The sequence below is a fragment of the Streptomyces sp. NPDC001508 genome, assembly GCF_040298665.1.
Taxonomy (GTDB): domain Bacteria; phylum Actinomycetota; class Actinomycetes; order Streptomycetales; family Streptomycetaceae; genus Streptomyces.
In genome coordinates, this window is record NZ_JBEPAP010000011.1 from 27,000 (window position 1) to 43,955 (window position 16,956).

Below are 16,956 nucleotides of genomic sequence, written 5' to 3' on the forward strand. Positions count from 1 at the left end.
CGCCTGCCTCGGTTTCCTCGCTGAGCCAATCCCGCGCCCCCTGGCGGAGACCGAGTCGGCCCTTCCGGTTCAGGCGGCCCGACTCTCGGCCGGGCCACGTGGTGGACAACATCGGTCCGGCCGCGGTGCGGAGCCGTCCGGAGCGGCAGTCCCGCAGGTTCGGGCGCCGCACGCACCGCAGCGATGACGTGCCCCCAACCACGTGCTTTCCGGTGTCGCCATGGTGTCGGCCGCCAACATGGAATGGGCGTGGGCCGTTTGGTGGGGGAGCGGGGCTTTGTTGTTCGATTCGGTCAGTCATCGCTACTCACTTTCACGTCTGTGCGCCGGGTGAGCCGGGCAAGAGCGCCGTTGGATGATGTGCTGTTCCGGAAGACGCGGTGGCCGATGTCCGAGGACGGTCCCCGGGCCAGGTCGCGCCACGCCTCCACGGAAAGGGCTCGGCCGAGGCTCGCCTGACCGTGGTGTTCGCCTGGTCGGGGCGGTCCCTGGCTCGTGGAGGACCGCCCCGGCTGGTTGATCAAGTGGTGTGGCCATGCCGACTCGCCGCCGCCGCGCTCTCCCGAGGCGTTTCGAGCTGCAGTTGCCCTGCCGAGGAGTGTGCCCGTGTTCGCTGTGGAATCAGTTGTGCGGTGTCGGCCCAGTTGCCAACGCCTCGGATCGTGTCGTGGGAGAGACCGTCGGCGGGCCGAACGCGTAGAGGGGCTTGCCGTTGCGCCACATGGTGTGAACGACCGGGTACCTGTCATGTCTGGTGACTGCGATCAGATCGGCACGTCGACCAGGTGTGATGGCTCCTCGGTCAGTCAGGTGTGCGAGGTCAGCCGGTGCCGTGGTGGCCAGCTTGACCGCATCGTTCCACGAGCAGACGTCGGCGTCTTCGAGCGCGTAGATCGCAGCGAGCAGAGAGGGGATGTGATAGTCGGAGACAAGAGCGGTCAGTGCCCCCGAAGCCGCGACGGCGCGGGCGGACAGCCGACCCACGCGTGATGCGCCCCGAACGGCATTGGGCGCGCCCATGACGATGGCGCGGTCGCCGGCGCTTGCCGCGTCGGCTGCCTCCGAGGTTGTCGGGAACTCGATGATGTCGACGCCGAGGCGGGCGGCCGTGGTGACGGCCGCGCGGGTGGGATCGTCGTGCGAGGCAAGGACCAGGCCGCTGTCCTGGGCGAGAGCACAGACATAGCGGCGGACCTCGTCCACGATGCCCGCGGGCAGGGGTCCGGCCCTGTCATGGTCCGGGTGTGTCTGACCCCAGATCGAGTGTCGAATGTCGTCGAGGGCCACCGGACGGTTGGTAGCCGCATGGTTGTCCATGTACGACACGAGTTTTGTTCTGGGGTTGCCCAACGCTGTTCGGACGAGTTCGAGATCGGCCTGCCACAGTTCGATCCTGCTGTGGATGTAGTGGTCGACGCGTAGGCGCGCGTGCCAGTGCCCCAGGGTGTTGACGAGGTCGAGGGCATTGTTACTGGTGCGCCCTTTGGCCGCGTCCTCCTCGAAGGAAGCGCAGACGAAATTGGTCGTGATGCCGTTGGCGGCAGCCTCGGCGTCCACGGCGAGCAGGGCGGCCAGAAGGTCGACTTCTGCGCCCGGCCGAGGGTAGCGGTGACGCTCAAGACAGTCAGAGTGCAGGTCTATCAGTCCGGGGAGCAGGTCGACGTCGCCGAGGTCGACCTGCTCGGCGCCGGGCATCGGCCCGGGTGTCACGCCGACGATGTCCCCGTGCTCGATGCTCACCCAGTGGTCATGCAGTTCTTGTTCCGGAGTTGCGATACGACGGGCTCGGAGGCTGATCATGCGGTGAGTACCTTTCCGTCTCGAAGTTCGACGACACGGTCGACCAGCGGGCCGAGGGCGTCGCTGTCATGAACGACGGCGAGCATGGTGACTCCCGCGTCCTTGTAGTGGCGTAGCACGGCACGTATGTCGGAGCGCCGTGCGCGGTCGAGGGATGCTGTGATTTCGTCCAGGAGGAGGAGGCGCCCCGGGGCGGCCAGGCCCATGGCGATATTGACCAATTGCTTTTGTCCACCTGAGAAGGTTGCCGGTGGTTGATCGGCAAGCTCTTCCGGTAGACCGACACGCCGGAGCAGATCGCGTGCGCCCTCGTGTGTGGTGCCGCGGCTTGCGACCAGGTCGACGGCGGGGACGCGCGGAATGACGTCAAGGAATTGAGTCACGCTGCTCATCACGCTGCGTCGGGCCGAGAGGACGGTCTGGTCGTCGGCGCGAGCAAGGTCGAGTTCACGGCCCGGGGTGCGGAGCGTGATCGTTCCGTCGGTGGGGCGGTAGGTGCGCCATACGCACCGCAGCAACGATGTCTTGCCTGATCCGCTGGCTCCGGTGAGTGCCGTGCAGGTGCCCTGTTCGAGGTCGAGGTCGACACCGCGCAGGACCTGGATGGTGCTGGCGTCTTGGCGTAGATGGCGGTGAAAGCTCTTGCTCAGCCCGCGAATGCTCAGGGTGTTCATAGTTGGGAACTCACCAGCAGCTGGGTGTAGGGGTGTTGGGGGTCTTGGAGTATCTGGTCGGTCATCCCGGCTTCGACGACTCGCCCGGCCGACATCACCAAGGTGCGCTGAGCCAGGATGCGGACGGTGGCGAGGTCGTGCGAGACGATGAGCATCGTCGTTCCCTTGTCGCCGGCCAGGCGCCGGATGAGGTCGAGAACGCGCGCTTGGACGGACACGTCGAGTCCGTTGGTGGGTTCGTCGAGCAGGATCAACTGAGGTGAGCCGGCGAAGGCCCGGGCGAGTTGGACGCGCTGCCGCATCCCGCCGCTGTAGGTGCGGACGGGTTCGGACATGCGATCGCTGGGGATCTCGGTCTCCTCCAGCCGTGCCGTGGCTTCGGCGCGGATCTGTTCGAAGTGCCGCCATCCTCGTGCCAGCAGGGGTTCGGCCACGTTGCCGAGAGCGGAGACTCCAGGGTGCAGGATGTCGCTCGAAGCCTGTTCGACGACGCCGATGTCGGTGATCCGCGTTCGGCGGCGAGCGCGGCCCGTCAGGTCACTGACTCGGTGTCCGCGTAGGCTGACCGTTCCGGTGGTCGGCCTGGTCGCCAGCGCCAGTGCCCGCAGCAGCGTCGATTTGCCGGACCCGGATTCGCCGACGATGCCGACGACCTCGCCGTGGTCCGCGGTGAAGGTGATGTCGCGGCATCCGGTGAGGCTCCCGCAGTACGAGCACAAGGGCTCGCTCGGTTCCGGACTGTCGCGGCAGTACTGGCAACCCGCCCCGTAACGGACGGTGAGATGGCTGACGTGAAGGTGCGGGGACGTCATGCCTGCACCTGCCGGCGGTCGCAGGCGTCAACATCGGAGCAGACCAGCACGTCGGTGGCGGCGATGTGCTGTTTGACGCGGTATGAGGATGTGCTGCCACACCGGGCGCAGGGCTGAGCAAAGCTCTCGATGACGAACGGGCGGTCCTCGAAACTCAACGGGGCAGCCTTGGTGTAGGGCGGGATGGCGAAGATATAGCCTTCCCGGCCCATGCCGAACAAGGAGATGAATTTGGCGTTGTCGAGCCGAGGGAGGTCCCAGCGGGGGCTGGCGACGGTGACCGTGTAACCGCCGTTGACCTCGACCGGATGACTGAGGCTGGAGCGGGCTCGGCCTTCTTGCAGTGTCTGCTCGAAGAGGCCCAGCCAGACCTGGTCGTAGTCGCCCTCCGCGTGCATGCGCCGGCGTTCGCCCGGGCTGGTGACGATCGAGTTCGACGTCATGGAGCGCAGTGGGTCACCGTACGGCAGCTGGAACACGAGAACTTGACCCTCATCGAGACTCGTCTCCGGTATCCGGTGGCGGCTTTGAATGAGCGTTGCCTTCCCGGCGTCCGTCGTGGTGTCCACACCGCAGGTGCGGGCTATGAGGTCGCGCAGCCCGGTCGCGTTCACCGTGTTGTCGTCGCCCTCGTCGATGACCTTCACCGTGTCGCTTCGTGTGATGGCGGCCAATGTCACCTGAAGTCCGCCGCTGCCCCACCCCCGGGCAACCGGCATGTGCCGCGATGCGAACGGCACCAAGTGTCCTGGTATGCAGATGGCCTTGAGGATCGCCTGGCGGATCACGTGTTTGGATGGCTCGTCGAGGTAGCCGAACCGGTAGCCGGCCTCCGCCGGAGGCTGTTGGCCGAGCAGTCGCATCGTGTTCACGCTTCTTGATCCTCCACGGACTCGTAGGCGGACGCGTCCGGGTCGAGTTTGGACTGGAACTGCACATGGTGTGGCAGTTTGAAGTGCTCGATGTGGCCACACGCTGCTGCACCGTCCAGCAGGGGGGCGAGCAGCTCAGGGTCTCCCAGCATGCCCAGACCGACATCGTCCGCGGCACCGTCCCGGCTGCATGTCGCATCGAGCAGAGCGGCACTTATCGCACGACGCTCCAGATGCCCGATGGTCGTTCCGGCGCCGAGATAGAACCGGGCGGCGGGAGCGTCCTTCTGGCCCGGATAACGGTGTTCCACGATGAACTCGGCGGTGCAGACGGGGACTTCACCCAGTGTGATCTGCACACCGAGGTCCGGATGGACGACCTGGACCGGTGCGTACCCTGCGCGCAGCTCTCCGACGATCGGTTCGCGCTGGCTGCCGAAGGTTCGTGCGGCCGCATAGGCAATCGTCGTCAGTGCGCCGGTGTCCCCTTGGGCGAGCGTGGCAAGCAGGGCGCTGTGCGGCGCCGAGTGTGTCCCCGAGCCATGCTTGAGGATGCCGCTGGTCTCAAGGTCTGACACCGCGCGGGGAAACCGAAGCAGTTTCTGTGCGCACGGGCCATCCGTCGCTTCGGATCCCGGTTCATCGCTCACCGCGTGCTCCGGCTCGGGCACGTCGGCGGTCTGCTCGGGAGTGTCGTCGGTCTGAAGCAGTCGCGGCGCGTGATCCGGCGATGCACCGAGGTACTGTCCGTGCTCCGGATTGCGAAATGCCGGTGTCAGTCGCCGTACGACCCGTACGTCTTCCTCGCTGAGCGTGGGAGTGACCAGATGGGGCAGGACGGCGGCCCAGCCTCGCAGCAGGCCCACCGCCCGGCCGACATCGCCTTGCGCCTGGCTCAGCGCGCGCTCGACCAGGGTCGGCGCGAAGAGTCCTGCCTCACCCTGTATCTGGTCGAACAACAGGGGTAGGTGCGCGGCCAGTTCGCCCGGAACGCCAGGCGCTCGGCGCTTCGCGGCCAGTCTTTGTACGGCACTGATCGCGGCGGCGTCCTCTTTGTAGGTCGAGTAACTCATCAATCCACCTGCTGGACGGACGTGGTGCGCGGCAGCCCGGTGACCCATCCGTCACCGGCCAGAAGGAGGTCGACACCCGTGGGTTTCTCCCGACAGGCCGCGTTACGGGCCATGACGTCGTCGAGGGCGAGAGGAAGGCGGACTTCCAGGTCTCCGTCCACACCGGGACCGGTCAGGTGGAGGTGCGCCGCATCGGGCAGCCCCGCCACGAGATAGATGACTGTTGCCCCCCGTTCCGGGTATTCCTCGGTACCTCGCGGGATCCGGCTCAGCACTCCGTGAGAAGTGCTGCCGTTCACGACGAGGACACGTGCTTCCTCAGGTGTGGCGCCCGTCGTCGTTCCGTCTGCGGCGACCGTGGTGACGGGTGTCTCGTCGTCGTACAGGGCGCGCAGGATCTGTCGACCGGTGCGGTTCCGGTGGGTGCGGGACGCGTCCTCGACGGGGATGCGACGGCCTGGGTAGGACAGGGCGACCATTGCGGCCCGGAAGTGGTCGTGTCCCTCCATGACCTCTTGTGTCGCGTACGTCATTCCGACTCCGTTCGGGTCAGCAGGACAAGGCCGGCCTCTTGCTGCCGGGCCAGTTGCTCGGCAGCGAGAGCTTCGGCGGCCAGTGTGTCGGCCATCTCGCCGCCCTGGCCGTCGAGTACCGCTGCGGCGAGAGAGGCGAGCCGGTCCCATCCGAGTACGAGGCCCCATCCGGTGCGGCCGTCGATCGTGACCGTGCAACGTGTCACGACGGCGGCGCCCAGGTCGGAGTCACCGACCGCGGTGTGCAGCGTCAGGGGTGCGGCGTAGGGCTCGGGGTACTCCACGATCACGACGTCCGTGGCCGCGAGTGTTCTGTCGGCTAGGTCGAGAAGGGCTGAGCGCGCGGTCCGCGCGGCGGCGGCCAACCCCGCCAGGCGCTCGGCTCTGTCCAGAGGGGTCTTCGATATGGCGGCTTTGCTCACGGCTCGACCGTAGTACACAGTTAGCCGTCTAGACGTCTCGTTCACTAGCTGTTCCGGAAAGAGTCATCGGCGGGTCGCCCTCTGCGTCCGCTGGGTGCGGCAAGGTCCTGGTGAGTCCACCGCACCCCATGGATCGCTTGTTTCAGACGAAGGAGGAAACGCCGTGACGGACGCGAGGTACCCGGCCCCCGGTGGCGCACACCCGGCGGCCACAGATGGCGGCGACCACTGCGGCGCCGACGGGACGGCGCGGCCGGCTGCCGTAGGGACGGGTCAGTGACTGCCGCCCCGGCAGCGGATCAGCGCACGATGACCAAGCGTTCTCCGGCCGCGGGCGCCGGACCTGAGGACTCGGTCCGACGCGGGTCGCTGTGGCGAAGGGTCGTCAGCGCTTGCGCACCCTACCTTCTGCTCTCCCCTGCGATGCTCCTGCTCACGCTGTTCGTGTTGCTGCCCGTGGGTATCGTGACCGTGTTGTCCTTGTTCCACTACGACCTGTTGGCGCAGTCGCATGGTTACGTGGGCCTGGGCAATGTGCGAACGGCCCTTCGCGGCGGACAGTTGCTGCCCGCCCTGTGGCACACAGTCCTGTACTGGCTCATCACCGCACCGATCATTGTGTGCGTCGGTCTCTTGGTCGCCGTCGCTGTGAACTCGCTCGGAACGGGGGCCGGGCTCTGGCGAACGGCGTACTTCATGCCCGCCGCGTCGACCCTCGCCGCGATGTCTGTGATCTGGACGTGGATGTTCTATCCGAACAGCGGCGTCATCGACTCCACGCTCGGGCGCGCCATCGGTGTGACCGGTTGGCTGGGTTCGACGAGCTGGGCCCTGCCGGCGGTTGCCGTCGTCGGTGCATGGCACGACATCGGATCATCGATGATCATGTTCCTGGCGGGCCTGAACAACGTCAATCCCGATCTGATGGAGGCCGCGCGGCTGGACAGAGCCGGTGCGTGGCAGCGTTTCTGGCACGTCAGCTTTCCCGCCCTCGGCCCCTCACTGGTGTTTGCGGCTGCGGTGGCGACCCGCAACGCCCTGAGCGTCTTCGACCAGATCCAGGTCATGACGGCGGGTGGTCCCGCACGCGCCAGCACCACACTGTCGGTCCTGATGTGGCAACAAGCAATCACCTTTGGAAATCTGGGCGTCGGGTCGGTGATCAGTGTGCTTCTGCTGTTGTTGGTACTGGCTGCCACGTTTGCACAGCTGCGCGGCTTCGGCCGGCGATGGGAAAGGGCAGGCACACGATGACCGCTCCCCGCCGCACGACCGACGTCGCACGCCTGGCCGCTACTCATGGAGTACTGGCAGCAGGAGCTGTTGTCACGCTCTTCCCGTTCTACGTCATGGTCCGCTCCGCCTTCACGCCCGAGCCCTACATCCTCGACGGCAGCCTCGGCCTGTCCCACCTCACCCTGGACAACTTCGTCGCCGCCTGGCGGGCCGCGCCATGGGGCCGGTATTACCTCGACAGCATTCTCGTCACCGGTCTGATATTCCTCTGCCAGTTGATCACAGCTGTGCCCGCCGGATACGCACTGGCGCGACTGCGATTCCGCGGCAGATCCGTGCTTTTCTGGGGCGTACTCGTCTGCTTCATCGTCCCGCCCCAGGTCGTCGCGATCCCGAACTATGTGTTGCTGGCGCGCGTTGGGCTGAACGACTCGATCGCCGGCCTGGTTCTTCCCTATGCTTGCACCGGCTTCGGCATCTATCTGATGCGCCAGTTCATCCTCTCGATCCCGCAGAGCCTGTTCGACGCGGCACGGCTGGACCACGTCGGACCGATCGCGATGGTATGGCGGGTGGTTCTTCCCAACGTCAAGCCGGCCATCCTCGCCCTGGCCGTCTTCAGCGTGATCTACAACTGGAACGACCTGTTCTGGCCCTCGGTGATCCTGCGTACGAACGCCCACGGCACCGTGCCATACGGCATCTCACTCTTCTCGTCCCAGGAGTCCGGCTCCAACTACGGCGCTCAAACGGCGGCCGCCACCCTCGCCGTCATTCCGCTGCTCCTTGGCTTCCTGGCCTGTCAAAGGCACTTCGTTCGTGGGCTGGCCATCGCCCGCGGACTCGACTGACCCGGCTTGTCCCACCGATTTCGGTAACCCTGAAAGTGAGCATCGACCTATGTCTGCCGACAGTTCTCTCTCTCGCCGCACACTGCTCGCCGGCGCCGGTGCCCTCAGCCTCGGCGGACTCCTGGCCGCGTGCAGCGGCAACTTGGACGGCACATCGTCCGCATCCGGCACAGGACGCGACACACTGGACCTCGTCATGATCGACAGCGCCGTCTACTCCTTCATGCCCGCCCTGCTGTCGAGCTTCTACGGCCCCGGCTCGGCCACCACGGTCAAGGTTGTCCAGACGCCAGGCACGTTCGACTCCGTCGATCAGCGGGTGCAGTCCGACCTGGCTGCCGGGGTGCACGACTCGCTCGCCATGATCGGCGGCTACAACCTCAGCAAGTATGTTTCGGCTCAGCGGGCCGTCGCCCTCGATGGGCTGGTCGCGTCCAGCGGCTTCGACCAGGCGGAGATGGTGCCCGCTCTCATGGACCTGTGCAAGGTCGATGGCAGGCTCTACGCGATGCCCTACTCCATCTCGACGCTCATTCTCTTCTACAACGCCGACGCGTTCACCAAGGCCGGTCTCGATCCGGACAAGCCTCCGACCACCTTCTCCGAGGTCCGCCAGTACGCCGAGCAACTGGTGGCATCGAAGGCGACCAAGTACGGAGCCACATTCAGCAACGACCAGAGCGGTAACTTCTGCTTCCAGAACTTCCTGCGCTCCAACGGTGGCGCCATGGCCTCTGCCGATGGCCGGACGCCAGCCTTCGACGATGACGCCGGTGTGGAGGTACTGCAGTTCTGGGCGAAACTCTTCAAGGACGGCCTTGGCCAGACCATGACCTACCAGCAGGAAGCGGACGCCTTCGGCCGAGGCGACCTCGGCATGATGTACACGAGTTCGGCGAAGACCGCTGGAATAGCCAAGGCGTCGAAGTTCGACGTCCGCACCGCGGTCATGCCCATCCCTGACGGCGGTACTCGTCGATGTGTCGCGGGACTCGCCAGCCTGGTCCTTCTCGACCAGGACGCACGGCGACAGAAGTCAGCGTTCGACGTCATCTCGAAGCTGGTGAGCCCGGCCGCGATCACTACACTCGTGAAGGCCAGCGGACTGTCCTCGGTCAATCGAGTGGCCACCGACGGCAAACAATACCTGAGGGGGTTCTTCACCAACCCGCTCTACCGGCCGGGGAACCAGCAACTCGCGAACGTCGTCAATCAATTCGCTTTTCCCGGGTCCCAGTCCAGCCAGATCACCGACGAGCTGCAACAGGAAATCATCCTGGCGTTGCGCGGGTCCAAGAGTTGCGCCCAGGCACTGGGTGACGCCGCCAAGCAAACATCTCTCCTGCTGGAGGAGTCCAAGTGACCGAAGTACACACGCCGCCGTCGTCAGGGTCTCAAACATCGCCCCTGCGTTCCAGCCGCCCACACCTCGGCCACGCGGTCCGATGCGTCGAACTGGCCAAGTCCTTCGACAAAGGGAGCAGCTACGCACTGGACCGGGTCGACGTCACCATTCCAGCAGGTCAGATCACCGTGCTGCTCGGCCCGTCCGGGTGCGGCAAGACCACCTTGCTCCGCTGCATCACCGGCCTGGAGACCCCCACCGCCGGAACGATCGAATTGGATGGCCATGACGTCACCGCGCTCGCGGCTGAGGAACGCGGAATCGCGATGGTCTTCCAGAACTACGCCCTGTACCCGAACAAGACCGCGCGCGCCAATATCGAGTTTCCCCTCCGCATGACGCGTGTGCCCAAACGGGACCGCCTGACGGCGATCAGCGAGACAGCCGGGCTCCTCAAACTCGACGGGCTGCTCGACCGCCGTCCGGCTCAGTTGTCCGGCGGGCAGCGTCAACGTGTCGGCATCGCGCGTGCTTTGGTCCGCGACCCTGCCGTACTCGTCATGGACGAACCCTTTTCCAACCTCGATGCCGAATTGCGTGCAGGAATGCGCACCGACCTGATGGCGTTGCAGCGTCGGCTCGGCATGACGGTCGTCTTCGTCACACATGACCAGATTGAAGCTCTGTCCCTCGCCGACCACCTCGTTGTCATGAACGCGGGACGCGTCGAGCAGGCGGACGCACCGGACGTCGTCTACGGTGAGCCGGCGACCACCTTCACGGCCGCTTTCCTCGGAGGCATGAACCTCTTTCCAGTCGGCCTGCTCCCTCGACATGACTACCGCGGTGCTCACAGCGTCGGTGTCCGACCGGAGGACCTTCGACTCGGGCCGGGTACCGCGGACGACTTCACGCTGACCGGCTCGGTGACCACCAGCGAACTGCACGGACGGGACCGTCTCCTCCACGTCGCGACCGACGCCGGCACCACCCGGGTACGTGTACCAGCCGCAGCCCGGCCGTCCGGACCTCTTATCATCCACACTCAACCGGCACACCTGCACTACTTCGATGCCGACGGACAGCGCATGACCACCACCTCGGTCCGGCATCGCGATCAAGCCTAGGAGCCACTTCCATGACGCTGAACAGCAACCCCACGCCGAACCCAGGCGATGTGTTCCGTCCCGAACCGGACTCCGGCTGCCTGATGTGCTCGGAGATCGAGGCCGGACACAGCGACGTCACAACCGGACGCCACATCGCTGACCTGACCGCCTCTCGACTGCTGCTCGCTGCCAACCAGTACGTCAGCGGGATGTGCATGCTCATCAGCAACGCACACGCCACCGAACTGCACCACCTGCCGCCCACCGCGGCCGGCGGCTACTTCAACGACCTCCTGCTGAGTTCTGCGGCCGTCGAAGAGGCATTCCGGCCGCACAAGCTCAACTGGGAAGTGCTCGGGAACTGGACGCCGCACATCCACGGCTTCATCAAGCCCCGCTACCGCGACGATCCCATTCCTGACAACCGCATACCCCACGACGTTCCATGGGTTACTGTCGACGAGCAAGAGATGGACCGTCGCGTCGAGTTGGTCCGCACCGCACTCTTCGCCGCGCTCGACCGCGACCCGAGGCGCCTGCAACTCGACGTCGTCCTGGACCCACGCGAAGACGACCGACACAGGGGCTGACCGCCCCAGCCATTCACCACCGGCCGCCGCGCACCGAGAAGAGCCCACCAACGTCATGCGAAGCACCCACCTCAACCGGCACAACGGAACAGCGCTCTACCGTCAGCTGAGCGAAATCATCGAAGCGCGTCTGCAGGCCGGCGAGTATCCCCCGGGAAGGCGCTTGCCGAGCTTGCTCGAATTCGCCGATGAATTCGGAGTCAACCGCCTCACGGTCCGGCAGGCGCTCGACGAACTCGCACGGCGAGGCGTCATCGAGGTGAAGCAGGGTAACGGCACATTCCCCGCTGCAACAAAGGTCCGCTTCGACCTGGGTACTGTGCCCAGCTTCACCCACAACATCTCGGCTCACGGCGCGATCACGGAAACCCGCCTGCTCGACGTCCGCACCGTCACGGACAAGCGCATCCAGACCGAACTGGGTGCCGCCGAGCGTCTTGTCTGCTACGAACTCGTACGCTACGTCGACGGAGTCCCCTGGAGCCTCACCACCATCTGGATGGACCGCAGCCGACTGCCGCGCCTGAAAACCCATTGGCCTTCGGCAGAAGGCACCGGATCGCTGTTCGACGCACTGCGTGATCACTACGACATCGAACTGCGCAGGGCCTACCGCACCTACTGGAGCGAGCTCGCCGAACCTCGCGACGCCGACCATCTCGACGTCGCTGTCGGCTACCCCATACTGGCATCAGAGGGTCTGGACACCACCCAACACGGTGAGCCCATCCTGTTCACCGCGTCGAAGGGGCGCGGCGACCGCATCAAGGTGACCTTCCGGTACAACGACACACATGCACACGAAGCCGCCGAAGACCAGCCATCCGGACGCAGCCACGACCGGGATGGCTCGCAGAACACGACTGGACAATAGGCGACGTCATTGTGCGACGCCACAGCACGGTGTCCTGGCGGAACCGCATGTGAGGCCGCGGTGACAGCGACGGTCCGAGGCGGTCGCTGATGTGGTCGCCAGCGGACTTCAAGTCCTCGAACCGCGGCGCCAGTTGCCGCCGGGTCGGGTTCGTCCGCCAGGACGCGGCGACTCTTGCCGCGTCTGGCGGCTGACCGACCGGCCGCACCCCGACCAAGAACTGGGGAACGGCCCCCGACCGCGGCTTCGCCGTCCCCGGCCAGTCCGGACTGCGCCTGCGAACATTGGCCGACGTGTTCGCCTACGCCGATGCCGGAGGGCGTGACCTTGCGGATCGACGGGACCGAGACCCAGGGGCACCGACGAAACACTCGTCGTACGCGGACGAGTTGACGGACGCTCTGACCAGGTCGCGAGCGAGGGGCGCCTCGTCCGACGGGAAAAGATCTCCGACAGCGTGGGAGACGATCTCCGCGCAAGGGTGCATCGTCCCCGGTCAGAGAGTTCAGTCGGTGCGCCACCCAGGTCCGCCGCCCGAAGGCCCGCCGGCCGGGCCGCTGCGCGTTCGTCTCCGGCAAGAAGAAGCAGAACACCATGAAGACCACCACGATCAGCGATGGTCAGGGCCGCACCCTGTGGTCCGGGGCCGACCGGCTGGGAAGAATGCACGATCAGACCGCGATGCGCACCGAAGGCATCGCCGAGCAATTCCGTCTCCATCTGGACGTGAGAGCCGAGGTGGATGAGGGGTGCCGGGGTCTGGCGAACGAGTTCCCCGAACAGGTCAGTGCGCCGCCGAAGAAGCCGAAGGAAGACGCCCCGCTCGGTGACCAGTACACCTGGCGTGAGCAATGGCGCCGCCAGTCCTCGGCGCGGATCTGCGTCGAACACGCCAACGCGGAGCACAAGCAGTGGCGCCCGCTGCAGCGCTTCCTCGGCCGCGGCGAGCACTACCCGGCCACGCACCGGGCCATCGCCGGCCTGGTCTCCGACCGAGCCGCCCAGCGGCCCACCCGTCGCAAACCCAGCACCGAACTCGTGCCCGTCAGCCCGATGACCTGCTAAGAGGACGTCTCACGTGGTGATGTGATGAGCTGGGGCATCATTGCTGCTTGTGGGTGTCGATCACTCGCAGCGGCTGGTTCCTGACGGTCTGTGGGAGCTGGTTGCTCCGTTGCTGCCGTCGTTCAACTCGCGTCCGCAGGGCGGCGGGACCGCACCGTGTGACGAGCGGGCCGTGTTCACGGCGGTTGTGTATGTGCTGACCAGCGGGTGTGCCTGGCGGCATCTGCCGGAGACGTTCGGCGTCTCGCCCGCGACGGCGCATCGCCGGTTCAGCGCGTGGACCCGGGCGGGTCTGTGGAGTCGGCTCCACCGGACGGTCCTGGACGAACTCGGTGCGCGAGGCGAGCTGGACTGGGCCTCGGCGATCGTCGATGCCGCGTCGGTCCGGGCTAAAAGAGGGGGGGGCACGCTGACCGGGCCGGACCCGGCCGATCGAGGCAAGAAGGGCAGCAAGCTGCACGTGCCGTCCGAGGCCCAGGGCATCCCGCTGGCCGTCGCGGTATCCGGTGCGAACACCCACGCAATCTTGGTTCGGCGTGAGCCGCGGTCGACGACGGCGACTCATCGCACAGCCGCCGCAACGCGTATCGACCGTGCGATCCGTAAGACCGGATCCGAGGCTCACGAGACCCAGACCTAACTACTCCGAAATGAGGTCGAAACATGTACTGAGTCTACTCAGCGGAGACGATGATTCATTTCGGTGAACCTGACTTCAGGAGTCATCATGACCGACAACCTCGACCTGGCAGCCCTCTGTGAGACCAGCGGCACCAAGTTCCTCCTGGCGCTCTTCGTCGACCTCAACGGCAAGCCGTGTGCCAAGCTCGTGCCTGTCGAGGCTGTCGACGAGCTGGCGACGGCGGGCGTCGGCTTCGCCGGGTACGCCGTCGGCGCGATCGGGCAGGAGCCCAAGGACCCCGACCTGATCGCGATCCCGGATGCCGCCTCCTTCACACCCGTCCCGTTCGTCAGGGAAGGCCTGGCGATCGTCCACTGCGACCCCTACGTGGAGGGGGAGCCGTGGCCCTTCGCTCCCCGCGTGATCCTCAAACAGGTCGTCGCCAAGGCCGCCGCCGCCGGCTTCGCGCCCTACGCCGGCGCCGAGGTGGAGTACTTCCTCCTCAAGCGCGACGCGGCGGGTGCCCTGGTCCCGGCGGACAGTGACGACGTCGCGGCTCAGCCGTGCTACGACGCGCGTGGTGTCACCCGGATGTATGACCACCTGACCTCGATCAGCACCGCGATGAACCAGCTCGGCTGGGGCAACTACGCCAACGACCACGAGGACGGCAACGGCCAGTTCGAGCAGAACTTCCAGTACGCCGACGCCCTGACGACCGCCGATCGAGTCGTCACCCTCCGCTACCTGCTGAGCGTGCTCGCCCAGGAGCGCGGGATGATCGCGACCTTCATGCCGAAGCCGTTCGCCAACCGCACCGGCTCCGGCCTCCACCTCCACCTCTCCCTACGCGACACCGCGACCGGCACCTCGGTCTTCCCTGCGAGCAGCGGGGGCGATGAGGACTCGGTCGGTCTGGGGCTGTCGAAGACGGCGTACTCCTTCGTCGCCGGCATCCTGGAGCACGCGACCGCGTTGCAGGCGGTCATCGCGCCGACGGTCAACTCCTACAAGCGGACCGGCGCGGTCGCCTCCAGTGCGAGCGGTGCGACCTGGGCGCCCAAACTGCCGACGTACGGCGGCAACGACCGGACCCACTACGTGCGCGTCCCGGACAACCAGCGCATCGAGCTGCGTGGCGGCGACGGTGCGGCCAATCCGTATCTCGCCATCGCCGCGGCCGTGGACGCCGGCCTCGACGGCATCTTCAGCGGCCTCTCCCTCGGCGAGGTCGGCACCGGTCCCGAGACCCCCTTCCCGCTGACGCTGCTGCACGCCGTCGAGGCCTTCGAGGCCGACGACCTCGTGAAGGGAACCCTCGACGTCGCGGGCCCGGGAGTCGCCGACTATTTCGCGAGCCTGAAGAAGGACGAGTTCTTCGCCTACCACGCGGCCGTCTCCGACTGGGAGCACGACCGCTACCTCACGGCCTTCTGAGGCCCCGTCACCCCCGAGAGAGGGACTCAACACATGTGTGGAATCGTTGGGTTGCACCTGCGCAGCCCCGAGCTCTACTCGCGGCTCGGTGAGTTCCTCACCGGGATGCTGTGCGAGATGGAGGACCGCGGCGCGGACTCGGCGGGCATCGCCGTATACGGCAACGAGGACTGGTCGCCGCGCGGCAGGGGCTCGGTCTCACTGATCGACAGCGACGTGTCCGGCGAGACGGTCGCGGCGGCGCTCGGCGCCGAGACCGGCACCGAGGTGACGGCCGTCACCGTCGACAACGTGGTGCTCGTCAGCGCCGACGTCGACTCGGAGGTGCTGCTGGCCGCCGCGGAGAATGCCTACCCGCACATCCTCATCGGCGGTTTCGGCGAGGACCTCGCCGTCCTCAAGGGCGTCGGCGCCCCGCGGGCGCTGGCCGAGAGCTGGGGCCTTGCGAAGGCTCAGGGCTGGCAGGGCGTGGGCCACACCCGGATGGCGACCGAGTCGGCGGTCACGTCGTCGGGCGCGCACCCCTACGCCGTGGGTCCGGGCGAGTGCCTGGTGCACAACGGCTCCTTCTCCAACCACGCCACGATCCGCCGTGACCTGCGGGCCGCCGGCGTCGAGTTCGACTCCGAGAACGACACCGAGGTCGGCGCCCGCTTCGTCGCGCACCGGCTCGCGGACGGCAAGGGCATCGACGAGGCGCTCACCGACCTGACCCGGACCTTCGACGGTTTCTACACCCTGCTGGTCTCCAACCGCGACAGCTTCGCGGTCGTCCGCGACGCCATCGCCTGCAAGCCGGCCGTCATCGCCGAGACCGACGACTGGGTGGCGATGGCGTCGGAGTACCGGGCCCTCGCCCACCTGCCCGGCGTCGAGAACGCCCGGATCTGGGAGCCCGAGCCCGAGGTCATCTACCACTGGAACCGTCAGGAGGTGTCGGCATGAGCTCCGCCGACGAGGCAGTGCCCGCGTTCGACCTGAGCACCACGCCCCTGCGCGAGGTCAACCAGGCGCTCCACGCCGCGGACCTCGAAGGTGAGTATGTGATCGAGAACCCGCGCGGCGCCCACAACGTCGCCGTCGGCCTCGACGCGCAGGTCAAGGTCACCGTCAACGGTCACCTCGGCTACTACGCCGCCGGCATGAACCAGCAGGCCGAGGTCGTCATCAACGGCAACGCCGGCCAGGGTGTGGCCGAGAACATGATGAGCGGCACCGTCCATGTCACGGGCTCTGCCGCACAGTCGGCCGGGGCCACCGGCCGCGGTGGTCTGCTGGTCGTAGACGGCGACGTCGGCGCCCGCTGCGGCATCTCGATGAAGGGCATCGACATCGTCGTCGGCGGCGACGTCGGGCACATGAGCGCCTTCATGGCGCAGAAGGGCCGCCTGGTGGTCCGCGGGGACGCGGGGGACGCGCTCGGCGACTCGCTCTACGAGGCCCGCATCTACCTGCGCGGCACCGCCAAGTCGCTAGGGGCCGACTGCGTCGAGAAGGAGATGCGGCCCGAGCACCTCGCGGAGCTGGCCGGTCTGCTCAAGGCGGCCGGCTTCGAGGACGACGACCCAGCGTCGTACAAGCGCTACGGCTCGGCCCGCACTCTCTACCACTTCACCCACGACAACGAGTACTGAGGCAGGA

At 66.7% G+C, this 16,956-nt stretch carries 17 protein-coding genes and 2 pseudogenes; 12 read left to right on the forward strand and 7 right to left on the reverse strand.

Annotation, left to right across the window (positions count from 1 at the left end; translation table 11 throughout):
* Positions 1–621: 621 nt before the first annotated feature.
* The 7 genes from ABT245_RS13150 to ABT245_RS13180 are packed head-to-tail and all read right to left on the reverse strand — an operon-like array spanning position 622 to position 6,186.
* Positions 622–1,800, reverse strand: coding sequence for an alpha-D-ribose 1-methylphosphonate 5-triphosphate diphosphatase (locus ABT245_RS13150; protein WP_351732600.1), 1,179 nt, complete (start codon positions 1,798–1,800; stop codon positions 622–624).
* The gene (locus ABT245_RS13155; RefSeq protein ID WP_351732602.1) at positions 1,797–2,474 is read right to left on the reverse strand and encodes an ATP-binding cassette domain-containing protein; all 678 of its coding nucleotides are present in this window, start codon (positions 2,472–2,474) and stop codon (positions 1,797–1,799) included. Before ABT245_RS13155 ends, ABT245_RS13150 begins: the two co-directional genes overlap by 4 nt.
* A complete protein-coding gene (locus ABT245_RS13160) occupies positions 2,471–3,286 on the reverse strand; it encodes an ATP-binding cassette domain-containing protein (protein ID WP_351732605.1) in 816 nt (271 codons plus the stop codon). Before ABT245_RS13160 ends, ABT245_RS13155 begins: the two co-directional genes overlap by 4 nt.
* Complete coding sequence (locus ABT245_RS13165; protein ID WP_351732927.1) at positions 3,283–4,149, reverse strand: alpha-D-ribose 1-methylphosphonate 5-phosphate C-P-lyase PhnJ; 867 nt, start codon at positions 4,147–4,149, stop codon at positions 3,283–3,285. The genes ABT245_RS13160 and ABT245_RS13165 overlap by 4 nt, the downstream gene beginning before the upstream one ends.
* A gap of 5 nt (positions 4,150–4,154) precedes the next feature.
* Positions 4,155–5,231, reverse strand: a complete 1,077-nt coding sequence (locus ABT245_RS13170) for a carbon-phosphorus lyase complex subunit PhnI (RefSeq protein WP_351732607.1) — start codon at positions 5,229–5,231, stop codon at positions 4,155–4,157.
* The gene (phnH, locus tag ABT245_RS13175; RefSeq protein ID WP_351732610.1) at positions 5,231–5,764 is read right to left on the reverse strand and encodes a phosphonate C-P lyase system protein PhnH; all 534 of its coding nucleotides are present in this window, start codon (positions 5,762–5,764) and stop codon (positions 5,231–5,233) included. The genes ABT245_RS13170 and phnH overlap by 1 nt, the downstream gene beginning before the upstream one ends.
* Positions 5,761–6,186 (reverse strand): phosphonate C-P lyase system protein PhnG, encoded by a 426-nt coding sequence (locus ABT245_RS13180; protein ID WP_351732613.1) that lies wholly within the window; start codon positions 6,184–6,186, stop codon positions 5,761–5,763. Before ABT245_RS13180 ends, phnH begins: the two co-directional genes overlap by 4 nt.
* Before the next feature lie 423 nt (positions 6,187–6,609).
* On the opposite strand from ABT245_RS13180, the gene ABT245_RS13185 reads away from it, so the two are divergent.
* From ABT245_RS13185 to ABT245_RS13245, 12 genes and pseudogenes are all read left to right on the forward strand, one after another.
* Complete coding sequence (locus ABT245_RS13185; protein WP_351732616.1) at positions 6,610–7,440, forward strand: carbohydrate ABC transporter permease; 831 nt, start codon at positions 6,610–6,612, stop codon at positions 7,438–7,440.
* Entirely contained in the window at positions 7,437–8,273 is an 837-nt protein-coding gene (locus ABT245_RS13190) for a carbohydrate ABC transporter permease (RefSeq protein WP_351732618.1), read from the forward strand. Before ABT245_RS13185 ends, ABT245_RS13190 begins: the two co-directional genes overlap by 4 nt.
* A 49-nt stretch (positions 8,274–8,322) precedes the next feature.
* The gene (locus tag ABT245_RS13195) at positions 8,323–9,636 is read left to right on the forward strand and encodes an ABC transporter substrate-binding protein (RefSeq protein ID WP_351732621.1); all 1,314 of its coding nucleotides are present in this window, start codon (positions 8,323–8,325) and stop codon (positions 9,634–9,636) included.
* The gene (locus tag ABT245_RS13200) at positions 9,633–10,745 is read left to right on the forward strand and encodes an ABC transporter ATP-binding protein (protein ID WP_351732623.1); all 1,113 of its coding nucleotides are present in this window, start codon (positions 9,633–9,635) and stop codon (positions 10,743–10,745) included. The genes ABT245_RS13195 and ABT245_RS13200 overlap by 4 nt, the downstream gene beginning before the upstream one ends.
* Before the next feature lie 11 nt (positions 10,746–10,756).
* Positions 10,757–11,317: an HIT family protein gene (locus tag ABT245_RS13205; RefSeq protein ID WP_351732625.1), complete on the forward strand. Its 561-nt coding sequence runs from the start codon at positions 10,757–10,759 to the stop codon at positions 11,315–11,317.
* A gap of 55 nt (positions 11,318–11,372) precedes the next feature.
* Positions 11,373–12,191, forward strand: coding sequence for a GntR family transcriptional regulator (locus ABT245_RS13210; RefSeq protein WP_351732628.1), 819 nt, complete (start codon positions 11,373–11,375; stop codon positions 12,189–12,191).
* A 236-nt stretch (positions 12,192–12,427) separates the two neighbouring features.
* A pseudogene (locus tag ABT245_RS13220) lies at positions 12,428–12,520 on the forward strand (transposase family protein); the annotation flags it as partial.
* Positions 12,521–12,728: 208 nt separating this feature from the next.
* Positions 12,729–13,256 (forward strand): annotated as a pseudogene (locus tag ABT245_RS13225) (transposase family protein); the annotation flags it as partial.
* A 49-nt stretch (positions 13,257–13,305) separates the two neighbouring features.
* The gene (locus ABT245_RS13230) at positions 13,306–13,896 is read left to right on the forward strand and encodes an IS5 family transposase (RefSeq protein ID WP_351732631.1); all 591 of its coding nucleotides are present in this window, start codon (positions 13,306–13,308) and stop codon (positions 13,894–13,896) included.
* 87 nt (positions 13,897–13,983) lie between these two features.
* Positions 13,984–15,315: a type III glutamate--ammonia ligase gene (gene glnT / locus ABT245_RS13235; RefSeq protein ID WP_351732634.1), complete on the forward strand. Its 1,332-nt coding sequence runs from the start codon at positions 13,984–13,986 to the stop codon at positions 15,313–15,315.
* Between the two features lie 33 nt (positions 15,316–15,348).
* Positions 15,349–16,260 (forward strand): class II glutamine amidotransferase domain-containing protein, encoded by a 912-nt coding sequence (locus ABT245_RS13240; RefSeq protein ID WP_351732637.1) that lies wholly within the window; start codon positions 15,349–15,351, stop codon positions 16,258–16,260.
* The gene (locus tag ABT245_RS13245; protein WP_351732639.1) at positions 16,257–16,949 is read left to right on the forward strand and encodes a GltB/FmdC/FwdC-like GXGXG domain-containing protein; all 693 of its coding nucleotides are present in this window, start codon (positions 16,257–16,259) and stop codon (positions 16,947–16,949) included. The genes ABT245_RS13240 and ABT245_RS13245 overlap by 4 nt, the downstream gene beginning before the upstream one ends.
* Positions 16,950–16,956: the final 7 nt, after the last annotated feature.